This is a genomic window from Lactiplantibacillus sp. C232 (genome assembly GCF_023806725.1).
GTDB lineage: Bacteria > Bacillota > Bacilli > Lactobacillales > Lactobacillaceae > Lactiplantibacillus > Lactiplantibacillus plantarum.
Genome location: NZ_JAMSKZ010000001.1, coordinates 136,298 through 151,000 on the forward strand (window position 1 = coordinate 136,298; position 14,703 = coordinate 151,000).

Genomic DNA, 14,703 nt, shown 5'->3' on the forward strand with positions numbered 1-14,703 from the left:
GTGCTAGTTAGTTAATTGACATAACTAAACATTATTAGTAAAAACTAATTTTTGAGAAGATAAGTAGCAATGGTGAAATTCAATTGTATCCGTTTAAATTGATTACCATACATGTTGGCGCTTACTTTTTATGGCCAAAACCGTGTCTTGTCAACCCTATGCAGAATTAATCCATCGCCCACTTGACTTATTCAACGAGTGAATTAATTCGCCAACAAACTTATCAGTGACTTCTCATAAAAAGCCCAAAGTCCCCCCTGTTATACATGCAAAACACTAGTAATTCAGCGACTGTCCGGGTATGCTGTTGGTGTAAATTAAGCTAAGGAGGGTTTTGTTTTGAGGAAACAACCACAGACACTAGTCATTGGTGGAACGCAGGTTGCTAGTGGCAAGAGCTTGTTGACACTGGCGTTAGCGAACGTATTGACTAATTGGAAAATGACGGTCACCATCGTTAGTTGCAATTATCAAACCGTTACGTGGCGGACCATTCAAAAGCATCACTGCCATGAGTGGCAGTCAGATATTCGAACGGCTAACGAGCTCAACAACTTTTGGATAGCGTTGCAGGGTGTCCAGACGGATTATTTATTGATAGATCTTGATTCTACGGGTCCGAAACACGATAACTATACTTGGTTACTCAACGAGTGCTGGTTGCCATTAGCGCAACAAATTATTTTAACCTATTCGACTGAAACGGATGTCAACACGTTGTTGTATCAAGATTTAGGGGCCTTACAGTTTAGCATGGAATACACACTGACCAATCCTAAAATCTACACCGTGTTGAATCGTTATCCAGCACCAGTAGCTGTTAGGTCAGCGATGACGGCCAGTGACTTACTCCCATTCCATCGTCAATTTCAAACTCGGCACGCAGAATTTGCTGCAATGAATTTAGAGCCATTGGGTATGTTGACTGACGCCCGCCAGCACCCAGAAAAAGTTTTGGCGGATGCCACGCAAATTTTAACCAAACTTGTGGCGTAATTATGGCTAATTATTGATCAAAACGACACGCGCTGTGATGAGCAACGGGTGCTTTTTTTGCGGATGCCAATCACAGCGAAATATGTACAAATCTGGTATAAATGTAGTGATGTGAATTTTGTGGGGGAAATCTAATGGAAACGACACGAGAGCTTATTTATGATAAGGTACGCAAATTGGTTTTAACGGATACGCGGTATCACGATGGTGTGACAGCAATGGTCATTGCTACACAATTGAAAATGCAACGCACAAATGTTAGCGCGGCTTTGAATGCCTTAGTGCGCGAACAAAAATTGGTCAAGACTAAGACGCGGCCAGTTCAATTTTTATTAGCTGCGTCCCATCTCCAAGAGCCATTTACGGGACTAATTGGTCGTTTAAATAGCTTGCAACATGCAATCAAACTAGCAAAAGCGGCTGTTTTGTATCCGAGTGGTCCTTTGAATATTCACATTGTGGCAAACGGTGGGGCGGGCAGTACCACGTTTGTACACGAAATTCAGAATTTTGTTGAGCAACGGGGTATATTAACGGCAGCTAGCAGCCCCATCATTGTTAAGTGTCGTGATTATGCAGACGATATTCACCAACTTGATAGTCAATTATTTGGTGAGCATGGCCAGCTAGCGCACAGTCTTTGGGCACACTCCGAGGGCGGTATTGTTGTGATCGACCATTACGACTATTTAGATGGCCCGCAACGCGCACAATTGACGAGTGTCATGGAAGCCGTGGCGTCCCATAAGCAACCACCGTTAATCATTTTAGTGAGCGGGATTGATCAGGAAATTCTTAGGACGCAGCAATTGATAATGAAAATTGAATTACCTGATTTTAAGCAACGACCGTGGTCAGAAAGATGGGCGTTGATTCGTCGTTTTTTGACGATTGAAGCTCAACAATCCAAGCGGACGATTCGATTGGAACTAGCCGTTGCCCAGGCGCTCATGCTGGCAAATTATGATCAGAATTTGAAAACGATGAAAGCGACCATCACGATGGCCTGTGCGCAGGCTTATGTCCGATTTATGGCTGATGCTGACCGTGAAGTTCGCGTGTACCTTGCGGATCTATCGCCCGCCGTTCAACAAGCGTTAGCGCACGAACGGGACTATCAACAAGAATTGGCGGCCGTGTTGGCAGCAGCTGATTTATCGTTTGCGGCCAAGTCGTCTTCGGGTTTGAGCTCAGATTCATTGCAAGCGAGTCGGCAACAAGTTGAGCCGGGAACAAATCCTCGCAGTGTCCAAGTGCCAAGGTCAGTTGAACAATCACCGTCAGTGATAAAACCGAGTATCGTCCAACAGCGTGCGTCCAATACGCAAAATTTAGCACAAATCGTTGCGCCACTAATTATTAAGATTGTCAAAGACTGGCAACCAGATTGTGAATGGTTATTGGCACGGCCGTTGACCGAGAGTGTGTTTAATGGATTATGTTTACACATTAATGGGATGTATCGCCAAATGCCAACGACCAAACCTGCATCAGCGACAATGATCACGCAATTACAGTCACAACATGTGGCCGAATATGAGGCTGCTGTTAAATTAGCACAGGTCTTAGCGACAAAATTAGATTTGACCATTTCACCGGCTGAAGTTGCTTTATTAGCAACGTTTTTAGTTGCACAATCACCAGTGACGCGTCATCACCCGGTTGTGCTTTACGTCATGCAAGGAATGGGGACTGCCCAGGCCCTGATGCGAACAACGAACACGCTCAGCGCTGTTAGCAATACTTATGCTTATGATGTTGACTTATCAGCCGATAGCACGATGGTGATGAAGGCACTGAAGCATAAAATCAGCGAGATTGATTGCGGTGCAGGTGTGCTAGTCATTTATGATATGGGGGCAATCAAATGGATGTTGACGACCATTCAAGGCGAACTCGCGACCAAAATTCGGATGATTCAAGTCCCAGTGACTTTAGTCGGAGTCGATGCTGCTCGAAAGAGTGCGCGCGTAATGGACGTGGACGATGTTTATCATCTAGTGCAAGTCGATCTAAACCAACTGAACGCCGAAAAGACAACAAAAGATGAATTGATTATTACGCTGTGTCATACGGGTGAGGGGGGTGCTGCGCAATTAAAAGATTATATTGACCAATATTCACGGTTACAGATGCGCGTCAAAGCGTTGGCAATTGGGCATCGTGATGAGTTGGTGGCAACCGTACTTAGACTACAACAGGTTTATCAGATTCATGCATTTGTCGGCACCTTTGATCCTCAATTATTCGGCATTCCGTTTATTTCGATGGCAGCAATTTTTGAACATTCACATCAACAGTTAGATCAAGTGCTGATGTTTCGGCCGGAAGCTGGTCGCTGGGATACTTATAATCAGATCTATCAGTATTTTAAGACGCAGTTCGAATACGCAGAAGTTGCTAAGTTGCAGCGTGTGTTACCACCACTCATGGATGATTTGACAACCTTATACCAACTAACTGAGGATCAACAAATTGGCCTGTTTGTTCACTTGGGTAGCATGATTGACCGTATTTTGGCTGGCAAGATTGTGACGACAACGGCGCAAACGCGGAAATTAGTGACCCAGTATTCGCAAGATTATCAGCAATTACGACGGTGTCTACGGCCGGTCGAGCAGACATTTAAACTGATTGTGAATGATGAGATGATTGGGACGTTACTGGTCATCTTAAAGCAATTACACTAATCTTAAGTGCCACGGATAATCGTTTGAGATTGATATCAGGAAGGTGTCAGCTTTGATTTTGATGGGGAGATGATGGTTGGTTCTAGCATTGACGGAGCAGTTTTTAAATGAGACTTAAATAAGTCGCTTCAAGCGGTGGCGATTGCTTGAAGCGACTATTTAGATGGTCAGCGATTCGTATGAATTTAAAGGCCTAACCGTTGACAAAGTATCTATGGTTGGCTCGGTTTGCAAGTTGTCGTTCGGTGAGCAATGATTTGTTGTTCGAGTTGCAATAACTTGTCAGACATCCGTCCGAGTAGCAGTGCTTGACTAAAATTTCTGAGTAGCCAATGGTGTTGTTGTGGCCGATAACTGTCAACATCTTCTAGAAATGTCACGGTTGTTTTGGTGCCTTCAGCAATGGTCGAATAGGTCACGGTTACGGTATCCAGTGGTGAAATAGCTGTCATTTGGTACTTAATCCCACGCTGATAATCGTCAATCGTAATTTTAATCTGAGCGGCCGTTTTGGCGGTCATTTTTGTATATGTCAGTCCTTTCTTGATTGACGTTGCTGTGAGTATTTCACCAGTAGCGGCTTGAATCTCTATGAGTAGTTGTTTTTCTAACCAGTCATAAAATTCCGTGTTCGTGACGGCAAGTGTGCGAATGATTTTCATGATTCGATTATAGCGAGACATTTTAGACAGTTCAAGGCTGAAAAAAACGTGTTGAAATGAGTAAGCTATACACCCGATGAATCAGCTATACACAATACATAAATTGGTCATTAAACCTATACACTAATAGTGATGAAGTTGGATATTTAGTCTAATTCAGCTATTATGACGCCACGTGTGTGTTGATACTGCTAATTCATGGACCTTAAATCTATACACAAGCATATGTAAGCGCTTTTGTGGTTAATGACAAAACTTGTTACGATATGTTTGTCGACAAATACAGAAAGTAGGTAACCGGATAATGACATTAGCCAATAATACTGAAACTCAAGATATTGCAATGACACTTATCGCGTATTCTGGTGAAGGTCGTACGCTGGCTTTTAATGCGTTAGATGCGATGCATCGCGATGCTTTCTCCGAATCTAAGATGTTATTGAAGCAATCTAGTGAAGCACTGGGGAAAGCACATGATGTTCAAACCCAACTACTGGTGGCTGAGGCGAATGGTCAACAGGTTTCCATTGATATTTTACTAATTCATGCTCAAGATCATTTTATGACGAGTCTGTTAGCTAACGAGTTAATCGCTGAGATGTTAAAGATGTCTCAAAAATTTGAAAGGATGGTCGATTTATGAAGGCAATCAACGTGTTATTAGTTTGTGCGGGCGGTATGTCAACCAGCATTTTAATGAAAAAGTTACAGCAGTATCGTGACGAACAAGGTGTTGCAGGGCAAATCCAGGCAGTAGGCTTGTCCGCGTATGAAGATGTCTATCAGGACTATGACGTTATTTTAATGGGGCCGCAAGTGGCTTATCGGCAGGGTGAAGTTGAGGCGGCAACTGGGTTGCCCGTCGCTGCTATTCCACCATTGGACTATGCGGTGGGTGACAGTGCCCATATTTTCAAACTGGCCGAGAACTTGGTGTGATGACGAGGGATTAGTATTCGGGGGTGAAGGACGATGGAACGCTTTTTTAATAGTAAACTGATGGTCGGCTTACAACGCGCCGGCCAGGGACTTGGCAATAATAAGTTTATTACCGCATTACAGGCAGCTATGATGTCTTTGATGGGTATTCTAATGGTTGGCGCGATCTTTCAAATCACGATGTCAGTACTTGGACCGACGATTTTTGGCGTGTTATCAGCAAAGAGTATTCTGTTAGCCTACTTGAAGATTCCATTCCAATTCTCAATGAATTCTTTATCAATTTGGGTTGTTTTATTCTTGGGATTCCATTACGCCAAGAATTTAAAAATGACGGCCCCAATCATGAATGCGATTGACGCATTATTTGGTTTTTGGATTGTGGCCGGTGGGTTGATTGTCAGTAAGACTGGAACAGTTAGCATTGATACAACCTATTTAGGTGCTCAGGGAATGTTTATTGGCTTCGTCGTAGTTTGGATTTCCGTCCGCGTTGAGAAATTATGTACAGACAAGAATATTCGAATCAACATGCCAGATGCAGTCCCCCAATTTCTCCAAGACGGTTTTGCATCCATTGTGCCATTATTGTTTAACGCCGTGATTTTCTTGGGCGCATCGTTATTAGTCACGGTTGGAACAGCCGGTAAGTATAATATTTGTTCGGGTTTTATGGAATTACTGGCAATTCCACTGAGTGCACTGACTTCAACCATAGGTATTTTTTTCCTGTGTATCTTGGGTGCTTTATTATGGACCTTTGGCATTCATGGTACGATGATTTTAGTCCCAATTGTGATGCCGTTAGTGATTCAAGCGGTTTCTGAAAATGCCGCATTGCAGGCAGCTGGGAAGCCGGTGGTGTTTGCACCTGTGATGTTGTTCTCATTTATGACCGTAGCAGGTGGAACTGGGAATACCCTGCCGTTAGCGCTAATGGCGATGCGTTCTAAATCTAAACAGCTGAGTGCCGTTGGTAAGCTGTCAATTATCCCCGGCTGGTTCAAAATTAATGAACCCATGACTTTTGGTATTCCAATTATGTATAATCCGATTATGAGTATCCCGTTTGTCCTGAATATTCCGGTAGTTATGTTGTGTGCACTCGTACTATACAAGATTGGATTTTTAACACCGGGGTGGATTGTAATTACCGCGATTTTACCCATGGGTTTTGGAAGTTATCTCAGTACGCTCAGTTGGCGCAACGCATTGACTGACTATTTGATGCTGATTCCGTCAGCGCTTATCTGGTATCCCTTCTTTAAAGTTTATGAAAAGCAACTGATTGCCAAAGAGGCGGCAGTTGAAGCTGAAGAAAAGCGGGCGGCAGTTTCGAATCAAGGTAATGTGCCCATGCAACCTGTGAAGCCTGAGAAAGAGGTGTGAACATGCAATTTCCGGCTGATTTTTACTGGGGTGGGGCTACTGCAGCTAATCAATGCGAAGGTGCTTATGATGTTGATGGTCGGGGCCTGACTATGAAGGATATTACGACAATGGGAGGCCTTAATCAGCGACGGCAAGTCACTTATTTGCAAGCGGATGGTACTCCTGGAAAAGGGGATTCAATTCCTGCTGGAGCACACGGAGCGGTACTGCCAGATGACTATTATCCTAATCAGACTAGTATTGACTTCTATCATCGATATCAAGAAGATATTGCGCTGTTTGCAGAGATGGGTTTCAAAATGTATCGAATGTCGATTTCCTGGTCACGGATTTTCCCACGCGGCGATGAAAATGAACCTAATCAAGCAGGGTTGGATTTTTATCGCCGGGTGTTCGAAACTTTGAAAAAATATGAAATTGAACCATTGGTGACGATTTCACACTTCGATATGCCACTGTATCTGGAGGAAACGTATGGTGGCTGGAATGACCGTCGAATGATTGGTTTTTACCAGCATTATGCGGAAACGCTATTTACGGCGTATCGTGGGCTGGTAAAGCACTGGATTACCTTCAATGAAATTAATAATACAATCATGTTTCTGGCATTGCGTGCCAAAGCCGGTGATGCAGATTACCAACGCGCTTATCAACAATTACATTATCAATTTGTTGCTAGTGCTTTAGCCGTACAGCAAGCACATGCGATTGATGGCGAAAATAAAGTTGGTTGCATGATTTGCTGTATCACGTCTTATCCGTTAACCTGTGATCCGGCGGATGTCTTGCAGAATCGGTACGTCTGGGAACAAAACATCTATTACTGTGGTGATGTGCAGTGCCAGGGACAGTATCCAACCTATGCACGACGTTTATGGAATGAGCATCAAGTTGATTTAGACATTACGGACAGTGATTTAGAAGCCTTGAAAGCCGGTACGGTTGACTGGTATACCTTCTCGTATTACATGTCAACGGCAGTTACAACACATGAGGTCAGTGCAACTGTTGGCGGTAATTTTTCGATGGGCGCGCGTAACCCATATCTACAATACTCTGAATGGGAGTGGGCGGATGACCCGGCTGGTCTACAATATTATTTGGAGCTGATGAATGATCGATATCATTTACCACTAATGGTTGTTGAAAATGGATTGGGTGCCAAGGATTATTTGACAGTAGATGGTCAAATCCATGATGTATACCGGATTAGCTATCTACGTAAACATATTCAAGCAATGGCAACGGCAATTCACCATGGCGTCAAACTGATTGGTTATACCAGTTGGGGCTGTATTGATTTAGTTTCTGCAGGTACAGGGCAAATGTCTAAACGATACGGATTGATTTATGTGGATCGTCAAGACGATGGTAGTGGAACTCTGGCCCGAATCCCGAAGGACTCTTTCTACTGGTATCAGCGAGTGATTGCATCCAATGGTCAAGATCTGGGTCCCTCGGCCTCAAATTAAATGAGTGTTGCTCAGCAGTTTTCGTCGATATCGGATGAAGACTGCTTTTAGTTGTTCAATAAGATAATTAGCCGCGTCAAACAAAACAAGAGGATACCACCACCAAGCAAGGGGAGGGTCCAAGAACCGAGCATTAAGATCAAACGGGGTGCTAGCAAACTACCAATAACGGTAGTGGTGTCGATGACGGTTAAGACCCCCGTCATTAGAATATTACGATTGTTTGTGGGGATTTGTTGGATAGTGGTGAAAAAACTAATGTTGGTCTGTCCGCGTAATGCACCAATTAAGAACATGGTAATCATAAGACTGGCAAAGGTCGGCCACATAAGTAGTAAGCACCCACCGGTGAAGGCCGTCAAAGTTAGCAGGGATTGCTTTGACCATCGTTTTAGCAATAGTGGTGCCAATAAGATACCTGTGGCGTTAGCTGTTAAGAACCAGCTAAGTGGCCAGTGACTATGCAACTTGCTGACGACGAGCCAAGGAACGGCTACTGCAATCGTCGCGTCGACCAGATAACCGAGAACGGCGTACAGTAACGACCATGTCGGCCATGATCGATGGCGGTCTAGCTTGACGGTGACAACCGAATCCGAGGAGAGATTGGAACGTGTTCGGAATTGCCAATCGAGGCCGGCTGAAACCAAGAACGCTATCCCCATTATTAAGATTAGGGTAGCCGGTGTTACCCATAGTAATGCCATCGTGACGAGCATTGTCGCGCTAACGATGGCCAACTGGCGAATCTGAGTTTGATAGCCGTTGACGATTTGAATATTTACGGGCGCAAAAAGGTCTGGCAAAATCGTTTTGTTACTGAGCTTATAAAAGACCCCAATTGATTTATTAAGAACGGCGACGATGACTAAGCAAGTGATTTGCCAACTAACCGTATTTAGTGCGTAATAGGCACCAATGAAGAGTATTCCCGTCAAAATATCCGTAATGAACATCATTTGTTTGGCTGAGTAGTATTTAAGTACCCGACCAGCTACTAGGTTCAGACCGATTGCCGGCAGCATTGTCATCGCCATGACGTTGCCGAGTAACTGGGGATCACCGGTCTTTTCAATCGTTAACCAGGTGACTAGGTAAGTAAAGCCATAGAAGCCAAAAAAGGTAATTAACATGCTGCTGAGATAGCAGAGTAGATTATGGCGGTCGTTAGGATGTGGCCTAAATTCTTTTTTCATTAACTGACAACCACCGGTGTATGGGTTGAAATGTTTTCATAGAGCCATTTGGCATCAGCAATCGTCAGGCGAATACAACCATGTGAATTGGCGACTTTACCAAGTTGCTGGGCTTCTTTAACGATGTATTGATCGTTAGCATCGACTGGGACTGAGTGAAATAGGTAAATCCCATGATCCTTGAATGAGACCCAGTAATTGGCGCCTTCACCCGATTGCGTGTTAAAAAAGTGTTGTCCTCGTTCGGCTTGGATTTCAAAGTGTCCTTTGGGGGTATCAGAGCCATGTTTGCCCGTAGAAGCAAGCATGGTATAAAGGGTCTGATCGTGGTTTTTTAAGTAGACTCGCTGTTTTTTGATTGAAACCTGAATGTTGATGTCATCGTATTTAGCCAGTTTGGGATACGGCCGTGACAGGGAGGGCTTGTGCCAGTCAACGGTCTCCGGGACTGGCGTGGTTACCTTAGTTGCTGAATGACTAACTTTAGTGATTGGCCGATTACTGGCAATGGCCTGGTGGTGCCGGGCAAATAGGTGTCCGAATCCGGTAAAAATAGTTAAGCTAATTGCGCCAATCGTGACCCAGATGAGCTGATGAACACTGATTTTCAAAATACTATCCCTTACAAAAATGATTTTAGTGATTTTAGTTTACTCAGTTAGCGAACGTTTGTTTATCAAAATTGTGTAAACTTTGCATATCATTTTCGTAAAATTTTCCAAAATAAGTTGTGATAGTCGTTATTACTGGTGCCACGGGTAATGTCGGAAATCGGCAAATTAAAGTTATTTGCAGGAAATCAGCTGTTAATTAGACAATTTTTCCAGCTAATTAAAAAATCGCCATTAAGCAGCGTGCTTAACGGCGATTTGAATTTTTATTTATTGTAAACTAGCGACCTTAGCTACGATTTTAGCAGGCGTTTCCCATTCAGAACGTTCAAATTCGGAAACGGGCACTTCAATACCAAGCTGATTTTGAAGTTCTAGTAACAGTTGTACGGAACCCATGGAATCTAAGATACCTTCATCAAATAAATTGGCATCCATATTGTTTGAAACATCTTCCCCAGTTAAATCTTGCAAGATCGATAGTACCGTTGCTTTAACATCATCCATGATCAAAATACGCCCCTTATCATTATTGTGAATTATTCAGTCTTCATTCTAGCATAGTTTTATCATCGATGATGGTTAATCAGGTGTATTAACGAAATCTTTACTTGATTAAACGTTAAAATTGGCGTGAATTAAATCAGTTAGAATTTTAATCCCCTGTTCAAAGCGGTCGCTGGATTCATAAGAAAAGCTCAGACGAATGTACTGATTCGGCTGGAAATCGTAGATACTACCAGGGTTGAAGAGAACGTTGTGCGCAGTGGCAAGGTCGAATAATTTGGGAATATTAATGTTGTCGGCTAAGCGGACCCACAGATAAAAGCCACCCGTGGGCGTCTGCCAAGTCGCAAAATCGTCCCAGTAATGATGCAGAATTTGTTCTGCCGCCGCGGCCTTCTTGACAAGTACGGACCGGAAATCAGCTTGATACGTTTCATATTCAGGATCAGCTAAGATTTCTGCCAGTACAAGTTGTGACAGTGAGCTAGCGCCGTAATCGGTTTGCATGCGCACGTCAGTCAAGCGATCGATGACCGGTTTGGCGGCCACCGTCCAGCCGATGCGTAATCCCGGTGCAAGGGACTTTGAGATGCTACCAAAATAAATAACGTTGCCAGTCTTATCGAGTGCCTTCAGTGGCTGTGGCGGCTGCTGATCGAACCAGACATCTTGATAAGCGGCGTCTTCTAAGATTGGTAAGCGGTGTTCTTGTGCGGTTTGTAAGACCTGTTGACGTCGCTCGGCACTCATGACGATTCCAGTCGGGTTATTGAATGTCGGAATCGTGTAAAGAATGGCATGGTGTCCCTGAATGGGGGCGTTCATCTGCCAGTACGCCAAGCCCTGACTGTCCATCGGGATGCCAGCGAGATGGGTGTGGGCCGATTGAAAGACGTGTAAAGATTTGACATAAGTAGGTGCTTCCGTGTAGATGGTGGCATCTTTGGGAAATAGTGACATTGAGACCAGTTGGAGCGCTTGTAATGATCCGGAAGTAATCAGAATGTTTTCCGGATGGGTATGAATCCCAACTTTTTCCAAGTGACGTGCAATTTGTTGTCGCAAAGCCAAAATGCCCGCAGGCTCGGTATAGTTCAAACTCGTTAACTGTTCGCCTAGATGTGCAAAGGCCCGTTGAAAAAGTGGACGGGGAAATTGTTCTGGTGCGGGTTCACCCGTACTTAAACGAATAACCGCATCGGTTTCAAATTGGTTGATTTTTTGGAGCGCGTGGGAATTGGGCTTGAATTGGCCTGCTTTAACATATTGCGACCAGTTGACGTGTTCCGCCAATAAGCTGGACCAATGGTTACCGGAAATAACCATCCCAGAGCCTGGATTGCTCGTAATTAAGCCGACTGCCATTAGTTCATCAAGTGCCGTAATTAGGGTGCTACGATTCACGCCGAATTGTTCGGCCAGTTTACGCTGCGCAGGAAGCTTAGCCCCAACGGCCCAATTGCCTTTAGCGATTTGTTCTTGAAAATAGTTAGTAATTTGTTGGTAAATTGGTGTGCTGACCTGTTTATTTGGTTGCCAGTTGATCGTTAAAATTGCCATGGCAAACGCCTCCTGAGTGCCCATGCGGGCGAATTAAGCTGTCATTCTACTAGCCAGAAGTTTGATGATTGATTCAGGTGGTTGGGTGAAAATTGTTAAATTGGTTGGCTACAAATGAAATTATCTCTATTATAATCATCTCTGAATTAAAAGCTAGTCGGATATGACCAATTGATTAAACGATAATTGGTTGGTAAAAGAATCGAATTGGCTGGTCTTAAGGAGGTCAAAACATGCAAGTGTTTTTACAAGGATTATTATTTGGAATTGTTTACATTGCACCAATCGGGATGCAAAACTTATTTGTGGTTTCGACAGCTATTGAACAACCATTGCAACGGGCATTGCGGGTGGCTTTAATTGTAATTGCGTTCGATACGTCGCTCTCCCTGGCTTGCTTTTATGGGGTGGGCCGATTGTTGCAGACCACTCCCTGGCTCGAATTAGGGGTGTTGTTGATTGGGAGTTTATTGGTCTTTTACATTGGCTGGAATCTGTTGCGGCAAAAGGCCACGGCAATGGGGACCCTCGACGCGGACTTTTCATATAAAGCAGCGATTCTGACCGCTTTTTCGGTAGCATGGCTGAATCCGCAAGCACTGATTGATGGTTCCGTGTTGTTGGCGGCGTTTCGGGTGTCAATCCCGGCGGCACTGACCCATTTCTTTATGTTGGGGGTCATCCTAGCATCCATTATTTGGTTCATCGGTCTGACCAGCTTGATCAGTAAGTTTAAACATCTCATGCAACCACGAGTCCTACTCTGGATCAATCGAATCTGTGGTGGCATCATTATTCTATACGGCGTGAAGTTGCTAGCAACCTTCATCACGAAAATATAGTTGCGGTTACCTCTGACAATCGGTATGCTAGTCGTATTGGACTTTTTATGAGAGGGACGATACGCATGAAGATTGCTGGTTTCGGAGTGGAGGCCTGGTTAAACGCACATGAGCGTGAAGCAACCACCGATATTAGTCAAAGCTCAATCGCAGCCTTAACGATGGCAGAAATTGCGGCTTTAGACGACCAACAAGCACCACAGGATTTTTACGAAGAACTAGGGGCGGCCCGGCTGGATTATGGCTGGATCGAGGGCTCACCACGATTTAAAGAACTCGTTAGTCAGTTATACGAGCAAGTGCCAGCAGCCAATGTTCTCCAAACAAATGGGGCGACCGGGGCTAATCATTTAGCAATCTATAGTTTGGTGGAACCCGGCGATCACGTGATTGCACTGTACCCGAGTTATCAGCAGCTGTATGATATTCCCAAGTCATTGGGCGCTACGGTTGATTATTGGCATATTCATGAGTCAGCGGGCTGGTTGCCGGATATTATGGAACTGCAACGCTTGATCCGGCCGGAAACAAAGATGATTTTACTCAATAATGCCATCAATCCGACTGGGAGTTTACTAGATCGAACACTGTTAGAACAGGTCGTCACATTAGCTCGCTCAGTTGGAGCGTACGTTTTGGCCGATGAGGTCTACGAGCCACTGGATGAAACCCCGTTCGTCTCAATTGCCGATTTATACGAGCGTGGAATTGCGGTCAACAGTTTATCCAAGACCTATTCAGCGCCTGGTATCCGGATCGGGTGGACGGCGACACCTAGTCAAGCCATTGCTGATATTTTTCGGAAGTATCGTGATTATACGATGATCTGCGGGGGCGTTTTGAATGACCAACTGGCCGTTAGAATTTTAGCGCACCGCCAACGCGTTCTGGCGCGAAATCGGGAGCTAGTCAGTCGCAACCTCAAAATTCTGACAGAGTGGGTCGCACAGGAACCGCGGGTCGAATTGATTACGCCACATGGCATTTCAGTGTCGTGTATTAAACTAATAGTACCGATCGATGATGAGACGTTCTGTCAACAATTACTGCGGGATACCGGTGTTTTATTAGTGCCTGGTTCACGTTTCGATATTCCGGGGCACGCCCGTTTAGGTTACTGTACGGATACGCCGACGTTACAACGGGGTCTGGATTTATTAGGGCAATATTTACGCCGCTTTGATTAGTTACTAGTGGACTGGTAACCGTGGTTGACTCATTACTTTTAAATAATTATACAAATTTGTTTAAGCACATTTTCCTAATAGTGGCGGAAAATGTGCTTTTTGAAGTTCTGTGCGTAGTTTGCCAAGTGAATATTTGCTATAATGTATTCATTACAAGATTTGGGGAGGTTTCGCGACATGAAAAAGTCAGAGCGCCAAGCAGTTATCGAACAATTAATTAGTGAATATCCGATCGCTACCCAGGAAGAATTGATGGCTAAGCTTAAAGCAGAGGGCATTGCTGCGACGCAAGCGACGATTTCGCGCGATATCCGAGAGATGCAGATCGTTAAGACGCCGGATGAGCACGGTCAGACGCGGTACGCGATTTTTAAAACAACTAACAAAAATGAACAGGACCGGCTATTTGAAACGCTACACGATGTGGTGACGAGCATTGACCGTGTTGAATTCATGAATATTATTCATACGTTACCGAGTAATGGGAATCTATTGGCGGCGATCATTGATGATTTGAACTTGCCAGAAGTGAGTGGGACCTTGGCTGGTCACGACACGATCTTTGTCGTGAGTCCGAATACGACGGTGGCAAAGCAGCTATACGAATCCTTTGCTAGTCACATTAGTAATGAAGACTGACTGTGGTGAG

14 protein-coding genes are annotated in these 14,703 nt (G+C 44.4%); 9 read left to right on the forward strand and 5 right to left on the reverse strand.

The genetic code is table 11. The annotated features are described in order from the left end of the window. The first annotated feature begins 339 nt into the window (after nucleotides 1–339). Nucleotides 340–996, forward strand: coding sequence for a hypothetical protein (locus MZO41_RS00715; protein ID WP_003643125.1), 657 nt, complete (start codon nucleotides 340–342; stop codon nucleotides 994–996). A 134-nt stretch (nucleotides 997–1,130) separates the two neighbouring features. After that, entirely contained in the window at nucleotides 1,131–3,686 is a 2,556-nt protein-coding gene (locus tag MZO41_RS00720; protein WP_058906897.1) for a PRD domain-containing protein, read from the forward strand. A gap of 212 nt (nucleotides 3,687–3,898) precedes the next feature. On the opposite strand, the gene MZO41_RS00725 is transcribed toward MZO41_RS00720, so the two are convergent. Beyond that, nucleotides 3,899–4,348 carry a DUF3284 domain-containing protein gene (locus MZO41_RS00725; RefSeq protein WP_224272056.1) on the reverse strand — a complete coding sequence of 150 codons (450 nt, stop codon included), beginning with the start codon at nucleotides 4,346–4,348 and terminating at the stop codon, nucleotides 3,899–3,901. 304 nt (nucleotides 4,349–4,652) lie between these two features. Between MZO41_RS00725 and MZO41_RS00730 the strand changes: the two genes are divergently transcribed. Genes MZO41_RS00730 through MZO41_RS00745 form a run of 4 tightly spaced genes read left to right on the forward strand, consistent with a single transcriptional unit; the run spans nucleotide 4,653 to nucleotide 8,151 of the window. Next, a complete protein-coding gene (locus tag MZO41_RS00730) occupies nucleotides 4,653–4,991 on the forward strand; it encodes a PTS lactose/cellobiose transporter subunit IIA (RefSeq protein ID WP_003643122.1) in 339 nt (112 codons plus the stop codon). Next, a complete protein-coding gene (locus MZO41_RS00735) occupies nucleotides 4,988–5,287 on the forward strand; it encodes a PTS sugar transporter subunit IIB (RefSeq protein ID WP_003643121.1) in 300 nt (99 codons plus the stop codon). The genes MZO41_RS00730 and MZO41_RS00735 overlap by 4 nt, the downstream gene beginning before the upstream one ends. Before the next feature lie 33 nt (nucleotides 5,288–5,320). Next, nucleotides 5,321–6,676 carry a PTS sugar transporter subunit IIC gene (locus MZO41_RS00740; protein ID WP_013355461.1) on the forward strand — a complete coding sequence of 452 codons (1,356 nt, stop codon included), beginning with the start codon at nucleotides 5,321–5,323 and terminating at the stop codon, nucleotides 6,674–6,676. A gap of 2 nt (nucleotides 6,677–6,678) precedes the next feature. After that, on the forward strand, nucleotides 6,679–8,151 hold the full coding sequence (locus MZO41_RS00745; protein WP_013355462.1) for a glycoside hydrolase family 1 protein: 1,473 nt from the start codon (nucleotides 6,679–6,681) through the stop codon (nucleotides 8,149–8,151). 47 nt (nucleotides 8,152–8,198) lie between these two features. Here the strand turns inward: MZO41_RS00745 and MZO41_RS00750 are convergent, their stop codons facing one another. From MZO41_RS00750 to MZO41_RS00765, 4 genes are all read right to left on the reverse strand, one after another. Continuing rightward, a complete protein-coding gene (locus MZO41_RS00750; protein WP_050578340.1) occupies nucleotides 8,199–9,347 on the reverse strand; it encodes an MFS transporter in 1,149 nt (382 codons plus the stop codon). Continuing rightward, nucleotides 9,347–9,958, reverse strand: a complete 612-nt coding sequence (locus MZO41_RS00755; protein ID WP_011101393.1) for a L,D-transpeptidase — start codon at nucleotides 9,956–9,958, stop codon at nucleotides 9,347–9,349. Before MZO41_RS00755 ends, MZO41_RS00750 begins: the two co-directional genes overlap by 1 nt. 270 nt (nucleotides 9,959–10,228) lie before the next feature. Then, nucleotides 10,229–10,465 (reverse strand): D-alanine--poly(phosphoribitol) ligase subunit DltC, encoded by a 237-nt coding sequence (gene dltC, locus MZO41_RS00760; RefSeq protein WP_003643114.1) that lies wholly within the window; start codon nucleotides 10,463–10,465, stop codon nucleotides 10,229–10,231. Between the two features lie 108 nt (nucleotides 10,466–10,573). Then, complete coding sequence (locus MZO41_RS00765) at nucleotides 10,574–12,025, reverse strand: aminotransferase-like domain-containing protein (protein WP_003644264.1); 1,452 nt, start codon at nucleotides 12,023–12,025, stop codon at nucleotides 10,574–10,576. A 233-nt stretch (nucleotides 12,026–12,258) separates the two neighbouring features. Between MZO41_RS00765 and MZO41_RS00770 the strand changes: the two genes are divergently transcribed. From MZO41_RS00770 to argR, 3 genes are all read left to right on the forward strand, one after another. After that, nucleotides 12,259–12,867 carry a LysE/ArgO family amino acid transporter gene (locus MZO41_RS00770; protein ID WP_003645229.1) on the forward strand — a complete coding sequence of 203 codons (609 nt, stop codon included), beginning with the start codon at nucleotides 12,259–12,261 and terminating at the stop codon, nucleotides 12,865–12,867. Between the two features lie 65 nt (nucleotides 12,868–12,932). After that, on the forward strand, nucleotides 12,933–14,054 hold the full coding sequence (locus MZO41_RS00775) for an aminotransferase (protein WP_013355465.1): 1,122 nt from the start codon (nucleotides 12,933–12,935) through the stop codon (nucleotides 14,052–14,054). Nucleotides 14,055–14,231: 177 nt separating this feature from the next. Then, nucleotides 14,232–14,693: an arginine repressor gene (gene argR, locus MZO41_RS00780; protein WP_003644266.1), complete on the forward strand. Its 462-nt coding sequence runs from the start codon at nucleotides 14,232–14,234 to the stop codon at nucleotides 14,691–14,693. The last annotated feature ends 10 nt before the right edge of the window (nucleotides 14,694–14,703 follow it).

Excerpts from the sequence above, each read along its gene's own strand:
- MZO41_RS00720 (WP_058906897.1), top strand. The coding sequence starts at position 1,131 with ATGGAAACGACACGAGAGCTTATTTATGATAAGGTACGCAAATTGGTT.
- MZO41_RS00725 (WP_224272056.1), bottom strand. The coding sequence starts at position 4,348 with ATGAAAATCATTCGCACACTTGCCGTCACGAACACGGAATTTTATGAC.
- MZO41_RS00730 (WP_003643122.1), top strand. The coding sequence starts at position 4,653 with ATGACATTAGCCAATAATACTGAAACTCAAGATATTGCAATGACACTT.
- MZO41_RS00735 (WP_003643121.1), top strand. The coding sequence starts at position 4,988 with ATGAAGGCAATCAACGTGTTATTAGTTTGTGCGGGCGGTATGTCAACC.
- MZO41_RS00740 (WP_013355461.1), top strand. The coding sequence starts at position 5,321 with ATGGAACGCTTTTTTAATAGTAAACTGATGGTCGGCTTACAACGCGCC.
- MZO41_RS00745 (WP_013355462.1), top strand. The coding sequence starts at position 6,679 with ATGCAATTTCCGGCTGATTTTTACTGGGGTGGGGCTACTGCAGCTAAT.
- MZO41_RS00750 (WP_050578340.1), bottom strand. The coding sequence starts at position 9,347 with ATGAAAAAAGAATTTAGGCCACATCCTAACGACCGCCATAATCTACTC.
- dltC (WP_003643114.1), bottom strand. The coding sequence starts at position 10,465 with ATGGATGATGTTAAAGCAACGGTACTATCGATCTTGCAAGATTTAACT.
- MZO41_RS00765 (WP_003644264.1), bottom strand. The coding sequence starts at position 12,025 with ATGGCAATTTTAACGATCAACTGGCAACCAAATAAACAGGTCAGCACA.
- MZO41_RS00770 (WP_003645229.1), top strand. The coding sequence starts at position 12,259 with ATGCAAGTGTTTTTACAAGGATTATTATTTGGAATTGTTTACATTGCA.
- MZO41_RS00775 (WP_013355465.1), top strand. The coding sequence starts at position 12,933 with ATGAAGATTGCTGGTTTCGGAGTGGAGGCCTGGTTAAACGCACATGAG.
- argR (WP_003644266.1), top strand. The coding sequence starts at position 14,232 with ATGAAAAAGTCAGAGCGCCAAGCAGTTATCGAACAATTAATTAGTGAA.